Annotated in this window: 8 protein-coding genes; 1 reads left to right on the top strand and 7 read right to left on the bottom strand. The window is 40.3% G+C overall.

Annotated elements, in window-relative coordinates:
• Positions 1–37: 37 nt before the first annotated feature.
• The 7 genes from mads8 to RMY27_RS34245 all read right to left on the bottom strand — a co-directional run bounded on the left by mads8 (position 38) and on the right by RMY27_RS34245 (position 16,218).
• Positions 38–5,461, bottom strand: a complete 5,424-nt coding sequence (gene mads8, locus RMY27_RS34215; protein ID WP_322669250.1) for a methylation-associated defense system ATP-binding protein MAD8 — start codon at positions 5,459–5,461, stop codon at positions 38–40.
• Positions 5,458–7,134 carry a methylation-associated defense system protein MAD7 gene (gene mads7, locus RMY27_RS34220; protein WP_322669251.1) on the bottom strand — a complete coding sequence of 559 codons (1,677 nt, stop codon included), beginning with the start codon at positions 7,132–7,134 and terminating at the stop codon, positions 5,458–5,460. Before mads7 ends, mads8 begins: the two co-directional genes overlap by 4 nt.
• Positions 7,134–11,279: a methylation-associated defense system protein kinase MAD6 gene (gene mads6, locus RMY27_RS34225; RefSeq protein WP_322669252.1), complete on the bottom strand. Its 4,146-nt coding sequence runs from the start codon at positions 11,277–11,279 to the stop codon at positions 7,134–7,136. The genes mads7 and mads6 overlap by 1 nt, the downstream gene beginning before the upstream one ends.
• Complete coding sequence (locus RMY27_RS34230) at positions 11,279–12,382, bottom strand: restriction endonuclease subunit S (RefSeq protein WP_322669253.1); 1,104 nt, start codon at positions 12,380–12,382, stop codon at positions 11,279–11,281. Before RMY27_RS34230 ends, mads6 begins: the two co-directional genes overlap by 1 nt.
• A gap of 99 nt (positions 12,383–12,481) precedes the next feature.
• Entirely contained in the window at positions 12,482–13,750 is a 1,269-nt protein-coding gene (mads3, locus tag RMY27_RS34235) for a methylation-associated defense system AAA family ATPase MAD3 (RefSeq protein ID WP_322669254.1), read from the bottom strand.
• On the bottom strand, positions 13,747–15,777 hold the full coding sequence (mads2, locus tag RMY27_RS34240) for a methylation-associated defense system DNA methyltransferase MAD2 (protein WP_322669255.1): 2,031 nt from the start codon (positions 15,775–15,777) through the stop codon (positions 13,747–13,749). Before mads2 ends, mads3 begins: the two co-directional genes overlap by 4 nt.
• A 60-nt stretch (positions 15,778–15,837) precedes the next feature.
• Positions 15,838–16,218 carry a helix-turn-helix transcriptional regulator gene (locus RMY27_RS34245; RefSeq protein ID WP_322669256.1) on the bottom strand — a complete coding sequence of 127 codons (381 nt, stop codon included), beginning with the start codon at positions 16,216–16,218 and terminating at the stop codon, positions 15,838–15,840.
• A 164-nt stretch (positions 16,219–16,382) separates the two neighbouring features.
• On the opposite strand from RMY27_RS34245, the gene RMY27_RS34250 reads away from it, so the two are divergent.
• Positions 16,383–16,649: a hypothetical protein gene (locus RMY27_RS34250; protein ID WP_322669257.1), complete on the top strand. Its 267-nt coding sequence runs from the start codon at positions 16,383–16,385 to the stop codon at positions 16,647–16,649.
• Position 16,650 lies beyond the last annotated feature (1 nt).

Raw genomic sequence — 16,650 nt, forward strand, 5'->3', positions numbered from 1 at the left:
CATTATGCTGCGTCGTCTAACCTCCTAAAGATTTACTTTATAAATGGTCTCTAAATACATCATCACTAGCTTTAGCCGACCAAATATAAGCTTCACCAGCACCTAGATTACTCATATTTTCTGGAGTCAGACTGTTAAGCGATACATTAGCTTTTTGAATGTGCTTTAGCCAAGCTGGTGAATTAAACCGATGCATTATTATGTGTGAGGATAATTCAATGAGGGACGTGGGGACTGATGGTGGATCTTGTGAAGCAACCATTATGCTAGTTCCCTTGTGCCGCATTTCTCGAACTACCTCGATTAGTCCAGCTACCAGGTCTGGGCTTTCTATGTACTTGTGCGCTTCATCAAAAACAACAAGTTTGTTGAATAGCTTTCCATTATGAGTTGCCTCAGAAAGAATTTGCAACAAAACAACGAAGAGTCCCAAAGCTTCGTCTTTTTCAATAAACTCATCTCGTAAATCCACGATAATTAAGCGACCAGGACGAACAGCATCAGTCAAGCGACGGCTATCATCAATGTATTCAGCCGCAAATTCTAATCTAGTTCTGGCTAAATCTTTTAGGTGATCTGATAGAGAAGAGCTTTCTACACCTCGAATAATTTCTTGAAGTGTTAGTTGCTCGCGCAACCTTCTCATAATTTGGTTTACTTGGCGCAAATACATACTTTGACTACCAACAGCACCCATCAAAAATCTCCAGTGTGTAGCTTTTAGTTCTGATGCCGCAAAGGTAAGAGGAAGAACTTCTATATTTGGGTACTCAGCTTTTCTTTCTTCAACTTTTGAAGCGGGAACGAGGATCACAACATCTTTAAGTGCAGCTGGTTCTGCCCCAAATCTTTCACGTAACAAAGTTATTTGAACAGGCTCGGAATTGGGTGAAACCATTGAAGTAAACTCAGGCTTGTAATCTTGGGTTGGACTGTAATGAAAAATTACAGTTGCTAAGGGGCTTGGTAGAATGTTGATATTTGAAATAGGCATACAAGCCATTTCAACAATACTACCTAATGTATAACTTTTTCCTGCTCCTTGAACTCCAAAAAGGCTGATAGTGTGAGTTTGATTCAAGTCTAAGGCAACCTTACGTCCAGATGTTTCTCCTAGAATTCCATACTGGGGGGTTGCAGATTGAACGCCAAGCATTACATCATAAACCAGTTCCTTTTTAGGTACTTCATCATTTTCAACCTTTAGTGGTAAAGGTGAGGCAAAATTATTTGGTGGCTGTGAGTTAATAACTTCAACACATTTTAAGACATCCTGAACCTCTTGTGTTTCTTCATTGTTTATTGCGGAAGCTTCTATCTCTTGATTGATATTTGAGGAGATTTCGCAAGAATTTACTGATGAGTAAACTACTGGAGTAGAAGTTTCAGGATGTTCTTCTTCTAAAAGAGGACTTTGTTGCTCATCCGTTATCAAATCATCCCAAGTTGTAGAACGTTCCCTTGATGGGACAATAAAAGCGGCTGATATCAAACGAGGGATTGAGCCTGTAATATTTCTTTCTTGTGACTCTTTTATAATATCTTTACCCTCAGAAAATTGAGTGATTTTTACGTCTGGTTTTGCTAAAGCGATCAATTCTTTAATTAAATCAATACCAATACGATGATATTCAATTTCTTGGTCAGATTCTGGTGGTTCCGTGCCTGATTTTTCAAAATCAAAAACTAGCGCACTTCGTGTAAATTGGAGCGTGTAACCATCTTCTAATGTTGTGATTAAAATTCTTGCTTCTTCTGCGGCATCCTTCTCAATTACTTCATAGCGCAAAGCTCGTTCTAAGTAAAATTCAAGTAGAGTCGCAAATTCACGAATTTTTAATAATACGTCTGGTCTTGGCTGTGCCTCAAAGTGTAGGCACAAAACGTTTTGAGATTGATTAATTTGTTCTGCTATTTGCTCTTTTAATCGATTGAAACTGCTAATACTTCCTACCTGGGCATAGCATTTAACTTCAACTAAGTTGCAAACTATAGTTCGAGTTTTAGCATTGAGATCAAAAAGCGCTAAATCTGTACGTTGCAAACTGACTGAGTTACCTAATTCATCTGCTTGCTGCTTCGCTTTTTGAAACAATTCTATATGGGCATCCAGAGGAAGTATAATTTGGTTTGATAATGCTCCTTGGTACTGCAAAAATAGACGAGCTAAAGCTAGCCCAAGAGCTTCTGCTTGTTGATTAGCAGATGAGATTAGTTTTAATGCTAGTCGTCCAGAGAGCGATCGCAGCTGTTCAAGAATAACCCCTGCATGACTTCCTTCAGCTTTTAGCCCATGTTGCTCTAAAACTTGCGACAAAACTGATTCCAGTTCTGATAAAGAGCGCGAAGTAACGACCAATCGATGTCCCAGACTAGCGGTAGTATTAGGAACATAGTCAACTAAGTAAGGTGGGCGATCGCTCTGACCGCCGTGGTCGAAAAATTCAATGCCAATATTACGATCAATGGTGAAAACCCAATCACAGACATTATGAATATGGTGCAATAATTCCCGTTGTTCTGCATTTAGACCTAACGTTACCACTGGACGATTTTCAAAAGCTGGTACCCCTGTAGCGACAGTAGCGGTTGCGCCGGACATTATTTTAGGCAACTCAGCCAATAAATCAATCAAGTTTTCTGCACCAACAACAGAACGCGCTTCGCCATGACGGGGTTGTCGCCGCCAGAAAGTACCACTCTCATTATCTTGAAATTCGACAACAAAGTCTTGAACTAGACCATGTAGGGATGCAATCTCTTTCGAGCGGAAGGGTGGTGCTGAACCGATTTCTTTTGCGGGAAATAAATCTACTAATATACTAATGTGAGCTTGATATTTATTTTTTGATTCTGTGTTACGAAAATCATTAACGGAATGAACTGCCAGATTTAATTTGGGAAATAAGTAATTTCCGCTAGATGTAGAAAAAGCATCAACTACCTCTGACGTTACGGTAGAAATTGGTGTAAGGAGCTGTTCTATGGCTTCACCAACCCCAGGCGCTTCTGGATCAGGCACAAATAAGCGAATGTCATACCGTAAATCTCTAAATGCTTCCCGCTTTTGCAATAAAATAAGGGCATCTGCAAGAACAGTGGCACGACCTGAGTTAAATGCATTAATACTGAGCGTGCGGATGTATGGATTTTGTGCCAAATAACTTTCAATCCGAGAAGCTAAGACTTCAGCATTCACCGCAGCGCCAATAGTAGGTTCTGTTAGTCCTAAAGCAGCACAGGCCTCCCCTAGTAAGCCCCTTGTGTTTTCTTCGGTTGATGGAGCATACAGCGACCAGAACGGATTAATATTATCAACGGTGATAAAAACTCTGCCGTCAGTTAGGGGCAAAGTTGGGGGTACGTTTAAAGGTAGAAAAGCGTGCAAAATGCCATCTCTCGCAGAACCCACATATTTTTCTTGCCCATTGTAGGCAGTGGCAACCCAAGATTGTGCAATTTGACTCCATGTTGTTAGCCATAAGGCACGTAGTGGATGGGTTGATCCTAATAATATAGCTTCCCGTGTTTGTCCACGGAAGTCTGTAATCTCTAAGCGCACTGTGTCTACCAACAGTACTTTTTTCAAGTCACTGAGAGATTGCCAGTCTGAAGCATTGCTTTTTTCTACTTTACGGCACAAGTCAACTAACAGTTCTCGGTATGCCGCAGCGTACTCATAAGCAACGTCTTTCAAAGCAATAAAATTAACCGCCTGAGAAATAAGGTTTTTATCTCCTGAAAGAATGTTGGCAAAATAATCAGCACGGGTTGATAAAAAACTTGATGCTACTGCTGATTTCGGAAAATCAATAATATCTGTTGAGGGCAAACCAACTTGACCCATTTTGACCTGTAATTTCCAACCTACAGGACTTTGCGGAGACGTTAATATTGCAAGTTCTAAATCCTTTAAGCATTGCGCTATGGGGATACGAAATTTGCCATCACGACCAAATTTTACTTCTAAGGTTTCTTGAGTGACGCTGCGAGTTGTGCTACTTTTTTCAGCCCAAACTACATCTTTGAGGGTAACTACATTGGGGTGACGACCCTCGGCGATCGCCTTAAACTGGAGTCTTAGTTTTGCATGTTCTAAGCTAATTTCTTCAGAAAACTTTATTTCTGGTGGTTCTGCATCAATTTCAGCATTGGGAAGTACATAAAATAATTCACTTTCATAAGGCTTTAGCTGGCTATTACTTGAACTATTATCTGGTTCAGCTAAAGGTATTGGGTCGCCATTGGCTGTCCACGGTAAAATCCTGACAAAATGCCAGCCTTCATCAAATTCAAATTTATCGAGTTTATCTAAAGTGGCACTTTTATTTGCTTTTTTGGTACTCAATGCTTTGACTTTTTTAGTACCACCAACAGTACAACCATCTTGGGTCATAATTTGGACAGTAAAGTGGTCTAACCCCTCTATTTGCTGAGAATGGGGGTCTACCTCAAACTCCACTTTGAATTTTTTTTGCTCTTTGGGAACTAATACTTGTTGACCAATTAGGCTTTGTAAACTTTGATTTGTTTCGTCTTCTTTTACAAAGCTCAGTCCAACATCTAAAACTTTTATTGATATTTTATCAGGACTAACATCTTCCTTGAATTTCCATTTATCAAAAGAAATGTCCCAGTTTTTGCGGTTTAATACAACTTGCTTAGTCCACAGATATGGGTCTTCTACACCTACTTCAACTAAACATTTATTTAATCTATTTTGAACTGATTTATCAGCTAACTCTAAATCTAAAACTCTACCCAAAATTGATTTATCAAAAGTTAAGGTAAGCTTTTTCATCGATTCTAAATTCTTGCGAATTTTGAAAGTGGTAGTTGTAGTTTCGTCAAACAAATGAAAATCTGGAACTAAACCCAATTCATACAATGCAGCACCAAGGGTATCCCCAGCAATCCCATTTCTAAGTGCGGTTTGCAAAAAACGTGCTTGCTTTACTGCATTAGCCCAACGCCATTTTTCTTGGGTTAAATACCTCAAAATTTCTTTAACATAACCTTGTAAAGGTGTCGGAACTTGCTGAATGAGTTTTTGAACCAATTGCTGATAAACATCAGCCAGAGGAATTTCTTCAAACGATGCAACATTGAAGGAATCTTCTGCATTTGTTTGCAGATTCGATGGTAAAAAGATAAGTAATGGTGGTCGTAATGAACCATCAGGTAAAGGGTTACGTAGTTCGATTAACTTGGTAGACGAAATATATAAATCTGGATTGTCAGTATTTTGTCCGTTACCATTTAAAATAAAAACTTGCGCTTCTGGAACTTCTCGACGCAAGCTGCGCGTCAGTACCATCATCAGATGTGAGTCCAAATCTGCGACTCGCATACAATGACCTTTACTGCGTGAAGCAAGAATATCTCTCAGGCGCGGTAACAATAATGATTCTAAAGCTTGAGTTAATTCCTCATGCTGAAGCTCTTTAAAATCTTGGCTCATTTGTTACCTCTGAAATCCTCAGTATTGATAGTATAACGAGGAGTCACTGTTTGGGTAACATAGGCATCCGATAGGTCTTGGAAAAATCCAATTTCTCGCAGACGAGTCTTGAAAGCTGTAACATTTTTTCGCAGTGCCTGCTGATCTACAATGCTGGGTTGTCCGAAGCCATCACCAGGGGGTAAACGGTCAATGTAGAGACCATAGCGATCGCGCAGAAATATCAGCAGTTCATCAACCCTAATTTCACGGGTCACAAAGCTTGTTCTGTTGGGTTCTAAAACAGCAATTTGCAATAGTACTTCAAGTAATCGACTTCCTAAAGCAAACCAGCGAGGGCTGTTAGCACGAGATTGACGTAGCAAGCCCAAATCACTATTTTTTAGGAAAAAAGAATCCAAGCATTTGGTAATAGCCTCCCTATGACTCCTGCCTTTTAAAGCTACTATTATTTCTATAAAAGTATCAAATTCTCCCAAATTCATATTAATAATGCGCTGCACTTCTGGAGGAATTGAAGATTCTGCTCCTCCTTCCTGATATCTTTCTATAAGTCCCGTTAATCTTGATTTAAAATAATCCTCCCGTTCTTTATTCTTAGAAGGATGCAAAAGTTGTAAAACTTCTCCAACAGAGAAATAATTTCCAGCAGGTGATAACTTGTTTCTTTTTCTTAAATATTCAGCCATTTCATCTAATTTTTTGGTGATGAAATGAGCTTCAATATAAGTTGGGATACGACGGTAATGGGTATCTGCACTTTGACGACCTAACTCTGTCATGTGAGAATTGGTAGGGTCGCCCATATCAACCAGTAGCCCAATACGGTGCGGACAATCACCATGTGGTGAAGATATTCTAGGTTTTACCGGACAGCGATCGCACGTTGGGTCACTTCCACGCCGCTTTACTAACGCTGGTAAAAGTTTCATCAGGCGCAGGTGGTACAGCCCTAAGTGGAATGACAACAGCGTTTTCAGGTAATCCACCAAAACTGATCGAGGCATATAACTTTCATAGGTTAGCAAACGGAGAATATCATCTGCTAGCAAGTCTGCTTGACCAATACAAAGGGGTGAGTATCTCTCAAGTTCTTTGGAACGGTCTTCAGCGTCTTTTTTGACTTGCTTATCAAAATGTAGAATTGCCTGAGTTTCTACATCAATTCTTTGGTCTGAAACTAAAATACGGTCAGTTTGTTGGTCAAGCCCAGCAAAAATAAAATCCTTCAACGCATCCCTTGCAGCTTGACCCAAACCATTACGGGCATGATAAATCATCCAATAAATTTGCTCAGATGAACCATGATCTCTAGCGTGTTTTGTATTTCTATATTTGTATGCATTACCGTGTAGTGGTCGAGGCGATACAACAGCTTGGTTTGATTTTCCTCGATTAACTAAATCCAATAAATCAGTTTCTAGCCACTTATAAACGATATCTTGATGAGCGGCAAAGCCAACAAACTTATCCTGATTTTCTTCTTCGATAAAATCTTCTAAAAATTTATCTATAGTCAATATAGTGCTGGAACTTCTAACTCTACCGGGATAGCCATCAAATTTCAATCTAGGAAAGAAATTGAGTAAAGCCCTGTCGATTTCAATATGTGTGTAGTCAACATAAGTTATTTTGCCAAGTGCAAAGGCTTTGTCTTTTTTATCCAGTTCCATTAAATTCCCTCTTGGACTTGTGTCAGCGATAAATTACCAACTTCATCGCGGCTGATACTATAAAAGTCTTGTCCGGTTTCTGTGAGTAAAACTTCTTGATAAGGGGCTGAAGCCAAGATATTTTTGAATACAGCTAAACTCCGGTAAAGCCCCTGTTGTTCTTCAATACTGGGACGATAACCCGCATCAAGTCTTTTCAGCATCTCATATACGTCCAAGTTTATACTTAACTCTGCATCATGTCTCATTGAAAAATGATACTGAAGATAGAATGCTTGTGGCAAAAATTCTATAAAGCGAGTAATTCCCCCAGCTTCACCAAGTTTAATGCCAAAACTATTACTATCAAATATACGGTAACTGCGGATAGTACCGTTGTTGACTTGGTGAACTCGTAGGGCTAGTTTATTGCTAAGACGAGATGGATTTCTTAGCCCTTCGCCCCTGTTGATAGCTCGTAAGAGAGGTGGCACTTCCTTGGCTAAGTCTTCCTCTGCTGTTACTAGCCTTAGAAAACCTTCAAAATAAGAATAAGGTAGCATTTGCTGCCATCCTGAATCTCGGCGTTCAAAGTATTGCCGCCGTCGTAGCATAGCTATATATTTCTTGTATGCTTTTTGACGATTGTCTTCAATTTTACCTCGATAGTCACAAGGTAGTTCTTCAAATGTCTTTTGTAACAAATGGTCATCATTGCAGCTGCGGTCTGAAAAATTAAACCGCCCCATTTCTTTAGCACCGGGTTCTAAAAAGGCAAAGCTGCGGTCAAGGCTAGGATTGCTGGTTTCTCCAACATCAATTTCTTGTAGCAGAGAAATTAAGCGATCGCCTGAACCTGCCATACCTCCCATCCAAGAATTAAAGTAAAATCCATCAAGGATGTGTTGTCGTGCTTCGGGGGTGCTTTGGCGATACAATTCGTGAACGCCGTCACAATCTCTCGTTCCCGCCAGCATAAAGGCTAAGGCTGAACGCAAATCCCGCAAGGTAATATGCAAGCGTCCACGTAGGTGGGTGATAGTATATAGGGTTTTAAGCCTTTCAATCACCTTCGGGCTTGCTGTCCCATCAATGAAAGTGCGGGCATTGTGGTAAATGTAACATCTTTCTTTCAGGTCGCAATTACCGCAAGCTTCCCAGAAGCGCGGTTTAGTCATGCGGCGAATTAATCTATCAAAAATTGAGTGATTTACTTGACCCAAATCGGCGACAACTGACCGGATATTGAGGTTGATGACTGCAACACCGTTTTCTGGATCTGCACCTTTTATGCCATTCTTGACTATTTTGGCGAGTTTGGGAAATCGGTTTTCATGTTCAGATAAAAAGTCAACTAGGCAACCTTCGTTAATTGCAATTAACCGCGTTTCGTTGGTTTGCCAAGTTCTTGTATTTGATCCTTGGAAAGGTGCTAAAAATTCTAAAAGTACCTCGTTATTAACTTTATCGCCTTCGTCTTGGCTACCGTCATAATTGGTAAAGAAAGTTCGTCCTCTTATTTGGAACTCGGAACCATTTAATCCTCGTTTTAATTGGACGTTTTCTTTATCTTTTGCATAGTCTTCTAGTTGCTGAATAAAGGCAGTTTTCCCATCACCCGCGTTCCCGGAAATCATTACTAAGCTAAATTCACCTGCTAAAATTGCAGGTTGCAATGCTTCGTCTAAAAGTGTAGGGACATAAGTTAACTTGCCTATTTTATCTAATCCTCTGGTTCCTGCATTGGTTTGCTGACTTTGGCTGTACAGGGTAAGCAAATGGCTAACAAAGGGATTGAAATTAGGTTTAAAAGTATCTGTTAAGGCCGATGGTAAGGATTCAGTTATTAACTGAGTGGGTTGGGAAATTTTTCTTGGGTGTTTGATTATATCCAATGCTTCGCCAAATACCTTAGCAGAAGAAAATCTCTCAACTCTGTAGGGAGAAATAGCCTTCATCAAGAATTGTGCTAATTCGTCATTCAAATCCTTAGACGCATTGAAATTTCGTGGATCGTGGGGTAGTTTATCTCGCCTTAGCTTCGGATCTCGATCATCGAAAGGATATTTACCTGTAATGCACTCATAAAAGGTAATCCCCAGTGCATAAAGGTCGCGATCGCTTTTTTGGGCTTGATCAATTTGGTCTAAATCTAGAGTAAGGTCAAAATCTGGTGGGATATAAGCCCTAGTTCCACCGCCTGTCATGCTTTCATCCCGTTCTGAGACAGCAACGTTAAAGTCAATGATCCGAACTCCCTTGTCTGTCAGCAGCAGATTAGAAGGCTTGATATCTTGGTGATAAACACCATTTTCGTGCAGATGTGCCAACCCTGCGGCGGTTTGTAGTGCAATTTTTACAGTATCTTCCAAGGAAAGGGCTTCTGTTTCTAGAAGCTTTTCTACATCTTCACCATCAATGTAATCAAATAAGATGTATGGTGTATCATCTGGAAATTTACTAGCAAAAATAACTTTGACAATATAAGGATGTTCGGGAATATTTAGTAGTGTTTTGTACTCTCGTACCAAGCGCTGGTAAATTGATTGCTTGTCGCGGGTGATAAGTTTCATTACTAAATCCCTATCTCCCATCGAATCAAAGACTTTGTAAGCTACCCCAAACCCACCCTGACCAAGACGCTTTTGGATAATAAATTGATTACCAAGAAGATATTCTGCTGGTAAATCTCGCAAATCTATTTCAGCTAAAGATTTAAGGTTTTCCCCTGTATTGGGTGTTGGGGGTAGCACTGGTGATTTTGGCGTGATGATATTGTTGAGTTCCACAAGTGTAACTGCTGCACTTATAAAACGGTCTTCAACGTCAAAAGCGCAAAGTTTCTGCAACCATTCATCAATACCTGCTGGGAGGTCTGGTTTATAGGAGGATGGTTTTTCTGGGAAAATAGCATCACAGTCAAAAACTTGGGAAATATTCTCAAAGGCCGTTTGTCCGGTTAATAATTCGTAAAAGACCAACCCAGCCGAGAATAAATCTGAGGCGATACTGGCTTCGGTGGGGTCGCGGTAACATTCAGGTGCTTGATAGTTATAATCAAGCTCGTCTACAATATCTCCTGCAATTGTACTGCTGCGGTTTTTTGTCACTCTAGCGTAGTCAAAAGCAGTTAGCCGCGCATTCCCATCAGGAGTTACTAAGATAGCATCTACAGTCAGGTTTCGGTGAATAACCTCGTATTTATGGGCGTGGTCAAGGGCTGAGAGAATATCCCGTATTATGCCAATTTTTTGGTCAAAAGTAAGTGCTAAATTCGGTTTTCTGATGTGCTGGCTGAGAGGTTCTCCGGGGATATCTTCTATAACTAAAATGAATTTATCTTCTGCTTCAGTGGGAAAAAATTCTGTTAATTTCAATATATTTGGATGGCCAGGCATTTGCACCATTGAGCGATAAGCATTGCTAATCAGATTGCGTTGGCGATCGCGGATGCTATGCTCTTGGTAGGGGTCAGCTTCATAAACGCGCAGTCGGGCTATTCCGCCGCGTTTACCGAGAAAGATATGCTTGGCGCGGTATTCTGTATATTTATCTGGGGTTCCTCCCAGTTCCTCTTCTATTTGCCATTCACGGTAAATAGTAGGCGCAGACTTGGGACGGGCTTTACCGATAATTGCTTGTTCAATATTCGTGTGAAAGGAACGAATATCTTGTAAACGATGGCTAGGAATATGACTTTTACCTTTGAAATAAGTCAGGCATTTTTGATTGAGGTAAGTGATATCATCCTCATCAGAACTCCCATGAGCATCAACATGAGAGTTAGGGGCTGTCATTAAAATTGCAGCGTGGATGTGAATTTGTTTGAGGTCTATTTTTGTGGGAAAAGTATCACAAATTAAAGATTTGATAACCTTAGCATTTTGTCTGCACTTTGCTAATGGCGCACCAATATTACCTCGTCCTTCTGGATACCATTTTGAATTGTAAATATCAATTAGTCCGGCAATACCTTTAACATCAACAATAAAAATGCTGTGAGGGGCGATGATGGCTAGGTCAATTTCATATTTTTCTTTGCCTTGGGAAATTTCAAAGTTATGAATTATTGTGTAAGTATCGGGTAAATTATCGCGGAGGAACTTAATTGCTTGGCGTTCGGAGTCATTGACAGGTTCACCAATACGAATAACTTTAGCAACCATCAAGCACCTCCATCACGTATAGCATTCTCTACTATTGCTCTTGCTTCATTTTCTAAATCACACGCTTCATCACGAAGGTCTATTGCTTGTAAAACTTTTTTGCCTAACAATTCGCGTGTATCACTATCCGTCCAAGGAATTTGTATTTTTTTAATGCGCTTTTCATCTAAATGTGGAATACTAGAACCAGTTGCTTCTCTTGTTAGCAATCTAATACCGTATTCAGTATTTAGAACTGCAAAAACATATCCTTGATCAATCTTTGAGTGAGGAACAATCCGCACCATATTATTTGTGCAAGCAAAGCCATCTAAATATCGACCTACAGCAACAGGACGACCAATTAAACCTCCAAGCTGACCAGAATCTTGAACTAAAATCATGCCATCATGGAGAATTAGCTTATCAATATCCAACAACTTTTTTGATAAATAACGGTTAGAAGTAGGCGCAAGAACATAAATATCTGCACCAGTAAGATACGCATAACCAAATCTAGGATCTTCAGCATAAAATCTCTTAAATATATTAGGTATATATAAATCTGCTGTAATATCACCAAGACACGCTAGTTGTTCTGGTGGTAACTTACTGAATTCTTGGTATGCATCTTCATTCCACTTAGCATAGTAATAAGCATCAATGCGTTTCAGCATTGAAGAAGATGATGCATAATTTATGCTAGGACTGCTATATTTATAATTTGGTATGGGAAGATTTAATTGAAAATGAGCAATAATATCTTTACTAGCTTCGGCTAATAAGTTTGATGCTAATACTCTATTATTTGCAGCTTGATCAACTAAAGAATGTGCTTTTTGTTGAATATCTTTGCTTAGCCTTGGCACTGGTAAATCAGCTAAATGCTGAGGTTCAATACCTTGAATAATTGAACCGTAAGTTCCTGAGATAACAAGAGTAACTCCGAATTTACTACTGAGATAAGCATATAAATAACCTGGCAAAATTTTCTCAACGTCGGGAACAACTCTCATAGCGTGTTCAGTACAAGCCATTCCCGCCATATCTGAACGCACATAGACCATTCTGCCAATTGTTCCAGAACGGGTTATGAGAGTGTATCCTTCTTGAATAGCATGCAAACTGCCGAATTCCCAAACTTCTATGGAACTGCTTTCTTGTCAAAAAACCCGTAAAAGCTGCCTCCATATTTTTATCAGCCAGCAAAAAGATACAATCTCTCATCCCAGTACCCCTGCTGCAAACAGTGAGCCAAGGTCAATACTTCCCTGCCAATCTTGTAAACGTGGGTGTTTATTTCCTGGAATTGCCTCTGCACCATTTTCTTTACTACTTCGCATCACAATCACTGATTCTAGTTCAGTATATGCCAAGACTACAGGTGAATGTGTAGATACCCAAATTTGAGAATCATACACCGAACTTAAAGATTGTAATACTACCTCAATTGCTCTGGGATGAATACCATTTTCTGGTTCTTCCAAAAAAATTAGACTATGCGGTTGAGGCAGATATGGCAAAATAGTTAACGCCAAAATATGCAGAGTTCCATAAGATAATCCTGAAGAAGTAACAACATGATTACCCCAATACGTTAATTTGAGGTAAGCATGATAATCTTCTTCACGTTGAATGGCTTTTATTGCCACAACATTAGGCAAAGCCATTTTGACGTGTTCTACCCAAGACTTAAATAAATCTGGCTGTTCTTGTTGCAAATTCAGCACTAACCAAGGCAGATTATAACCATCTTTACGCAAAGTTTTAGGCTGACCAGGCGGACAAGCTTTCCGCAGCACTGACCAACTTGGTTCATAACGCATTACGCCTTTTTCTAAAAGATTTCTGAACCAAATAGATGCAGAAAACTTATCAATATCATTGGGTAAATTTGCTAAAGCTAATTCTTGAGGTTCCAGTCGCAAGTTAATTTTAGAGCGGCTTCGGTCTTCTTGTTTAAGAATTGTTCTTGAACCGGATTCCCGCACAATAATTGTTTGCCAATAACGAGGGCGTTTACCTCCTATTCCCCAGCCTTCTTTGGGTTCAGAGAACTTCTGCGGAACAATATACAAAAATTCATCAGTTACATGAAGCTCAATCTTATTAAAAATTTGAAACCGAATTTCATACCTAATACTGTGAGGATGTCTATTTTTATGTTCTATAACTGTGGATGGTGCATATTTAAGTAATTTAACAATAATTTCTTCAGGCAAATCAGCTTCTATGGCAAAACCAAAATAATTCCCTTTGCCATAATGCAGCAATTCTTGTAAATTTTGCGCTCTCGGACTGCCGCCAATAGAAGGATATTCTAAAAAAGCTGGTACTAATCCCTGTGAGAGAATTTCGCTTAACAATAAAGGAATATCAAGCAGCGTACTTTTACCCGTGCCATTCGCACCAGCCAAAACATGATATTGACCGAGTTTAATATCAAGCCTTTCAAAGCAGCGGTAATTAAAAGCTTCTATTCGAGAAATCATATACCTGGAGTTGGGTATTCTTGGCGGAACTCTCGATATTTTTCGGCAATTACAGGCAGGTCATCATCAAGTATCTTTTCTTTTCGTTTTAAAGGACGTTCAATAATACGTTCCCCAATCCGAATTCTTTCTATTTTCTCTTTCACCACCACAATTTCTTCACCATCAGGAGTTCGTTTATAAAGCGTATTTCCTCGACGGTCAAATCCTACCTTCTCTGCCACTGCCATAAATACAGGATAGTCCGTCTTACCTCCCAAATCCTCAGCCCTAATTTCCTCTTTGGTTTTCTTCTTGAGGAACAGCAAACTTGTGAGGATATTTACATTCGCCTCCACAATAAATGCCTCGACTGGAATATCCACACTAGCTAATACCCAAGAATGACGCAGAATCCACCAACGGATATATTCGGTTCCAGGATTGCCCAAAATGCCATCTGGCAAAACAATCCCCATCCTTCCCCCCGGTTTGAGCCAGTTCAGACAACGCTCAACAAACAACACCTCCGGCGCAACACTCCCCTGAAGTCTGCCAGTCCTGCGAAAACTACCATCATCAGTCCGTTCCCAAGCGTAAGCTAATTCAAACTGCTTGAGTGTATTTTGATCCGTAATCGGAATATCAGAACCAAATGGCGGATTAGTCAACAACACATCAATTGATTCAAAAGGAATTTCTTTTTTAGCTGGTTCTAAACCGTCTAAATGCCCGTTGGGAAAATCCACAGAGTTGATGTGATAAAGATGACCCCTGCCATCTCCAGCCATTACCATATTCATCTGGCAAGCTTTAATTAGAAACGGGTCAAAATCCGCACCAAACACTTGTTTCTCGGCAAACTGGCGCAGGCGTTCATTGACAGATAAAAACTCCTCTGTAGTCTCAAATCCTACCAGCACATTCGCTTCTTCCTGAAACTTCTTCATCATATATGCCAGCACCGCCACCAAAAATCCACCAGTTCCACAGGCTGGGTCTAAAATTCGCTCATTTTCCTTGGGGTCAAGCATTTCCACCGCCAGCTTGATAATACCCCTTGGTGTGAAGTATTGGCCGCGATCGCCGCGCAAATTCGCACCAACAATCTCTTGGTAAGCTCCCCCTTTAGCATCTACATCTGTGCGTGTAAAGTCATACTTTGCCAATTCAGAAACCATAAAAGCAAGGGCGCGGTCAGAAAGGGTAATTTCCTCATTTCCCCTGAAAAGATTGCTGTAATTCTTTTTCACATCCTCAAACAACGGTATAAGTCGGTTGCGGATTTCCTTGCGTCCTTCAGTGTCAAACTGTTCCTTCGGCCCCGCCCAAAATCGCCGTTGACCGCGAGGCGATTTCTGCTCATCGTGCATTTTGCAGAAAATCAGGTATAAAAACTGCCAAAATGCCGCATCCTTGGGCATTCCTTCATTCCCGTGAATGAAATTATGGCAGCGCCGGAAAGCCACACGCAGCATTTCTGGATCAGCCTTGCGGGTACGCGCACTAGAAACTACTTCCTGTGTGTCCAAAGATTCATCAGCAGGAGGCCAATCTCCTATCGGCTCAAATCGGTCTTCAAACCGCGTTTTTTGCTTCTCTAAGTAAAAGAACTCTAAACCATTCGTCCACAAACCATACTTACAGGAGTCAATATGCTCCATGATGGTTTCTAGTTCTTCTAAATCCTTCGCCGCTTGGTCGTAATCTCGAATCCTAACTGCATTTCTGCCGACCTTCGGTTCTTGGCGACAAACCACTACCCGACTTAAATTTTGAACCGTATGCTCCTGGTCGTTGTGAAAAATGGCAATATCCAGCTTCTTTCGCTTCCCATTAATAGAAACTGGGAAATCAGCCGCCATATCTTCCACCGAAATTCCATACTCGTGAAACAGCGCCCGTGCAATCCGTTGACGCACCTGTTCTTTTGGCGTATCTTTGAGACTTTTCTCACCACTAATAAAGTCAAGGATATAGCCATCAGAAATAGTGAAATCTTCTGTATCAACTTCTAAATCAGGAATAGGCAACTGTTTTGATTTCATGTGCTAATGACATTTTCCTCATTTCCCTCCTCACTTCCCGCAGGGAGAGGTGGGCTTTTATTATTCAGAGACAGCGAGTATTGTATCCGAGGATGGCTCTCCTAATATATCTCGCTTAATAAAATGCTCAACTTTACCAAGTTGTTCATCAGAAAGTTCCTGAGCCATCACTAAACGTACCAGTTCTAATACCTTTGGTCTTTCCTTCAGCAAAGTCACCACATCTGGGTCTGTGGAAGGACAAAGCCGAAATAGGACATCAGGATCAGCAGCTAAAACTTTTGCTAATGCTTTTATAACTTCTGGCTTTGGCGGATGCTCCTTACCTCGCTCAATACGACTCAAGTAAGCAGGCGAGATACCGACCATAGTAGCCGTCTCCCGAAGTCCCAAATTTTGAGCCTCCCGAAGTTGCCTGATTGTTTCTCCAAACTTGCTCATCCCTCCAATCCTTGTTGTTTGTTATGTAACACTAAACATTTTTGGTCTCAGCCGTCAACGGTAGTTTCGGTAGCAATTGAGAAGCTAGTAAAGCGATCATATATTTCTTGCTATTGCGAAGATAAAAAGAGCGTCCTCAAAAAATAAAAATAGCAAAATTCCAAATGTCCAAAAGAAAGGATTTAGACAAGAATCAAATCATTACATTACTTCATTCAGCACTTTCTGAAGAAGTTTTAGAGCTTAATAAAGTGCAAGAACTGCTTGAGCAAGTCCTTGAAGAAGAATTATGGCGGAAAAGAATTATTCCAGAAACAGAGGAGGTTGCAACATTTGATTCCTTTTTTGATTTTGTACACACTTCCCCACCAGTAGGACTAGAACACCGATTCAGTAATCAGGATGAAGTAGCAGACTGCTCAGTAGTGTGAG

This window comes from Nostoc sp. DedQUE09 (assembly GCF_034530915.1).
Lineage (GTDB): Bacteria > Cyanobacteriota > Cyanobacteriia > Cyanobacteriales > Nostocaceae > Nostoc.

Bases quoted from the DNA above. Each gene is read 5' to 3' on its own strand.
- mads8 (WP_322669250.1), bottom strand. From the start codon at position 5,461: ATGAGCCAAGATTTTAAAGAGCTTCAGCATGAGGAATTAACTCAAGCT.
- mads6 (WP_322669252.1), bottom strand. From the start codon at position 11,279: ATGGTTGCTAAAGTTATTCGTATTGGTGAACCTGTCAATGACTCCGAA.
- RMY27_RS34250 (WP_322669257.1), top strand. From the start codon at position 16,383: ATGTCCAAAAGAAAGGATTTAGACAAGAATCAAATCATTACATTACTT.
- mads2 (WP_322669255.1), bottom strand. From the start codon at position 15,777: ATGAAATCAAAACAGTTGCCTATTCCTGATTTAGAAGTTGATACAGAA.
- mads3 (WP_322669254.1), bottom strand. From the start codon at position 13,750: ATGATTTCTCGAATAGAAGCTTTTAATTACCGCTGCTTTGAAAGGCTT.
- RMY27_RS34245 (WP_322669256.1), bottom strand. From the start codon at position 16,218: ATGAGCAAGTTTGGAGAAACAATCAGGCAACTTCGGGAGGCTCAAAAT.
- mads7 (WP_322669251.1), bottom strand. From the start codon at position 7,134: ATGGAACTGGATAAAAAAGACAAAGCCTTTGCACTTGGCAAAATAACT.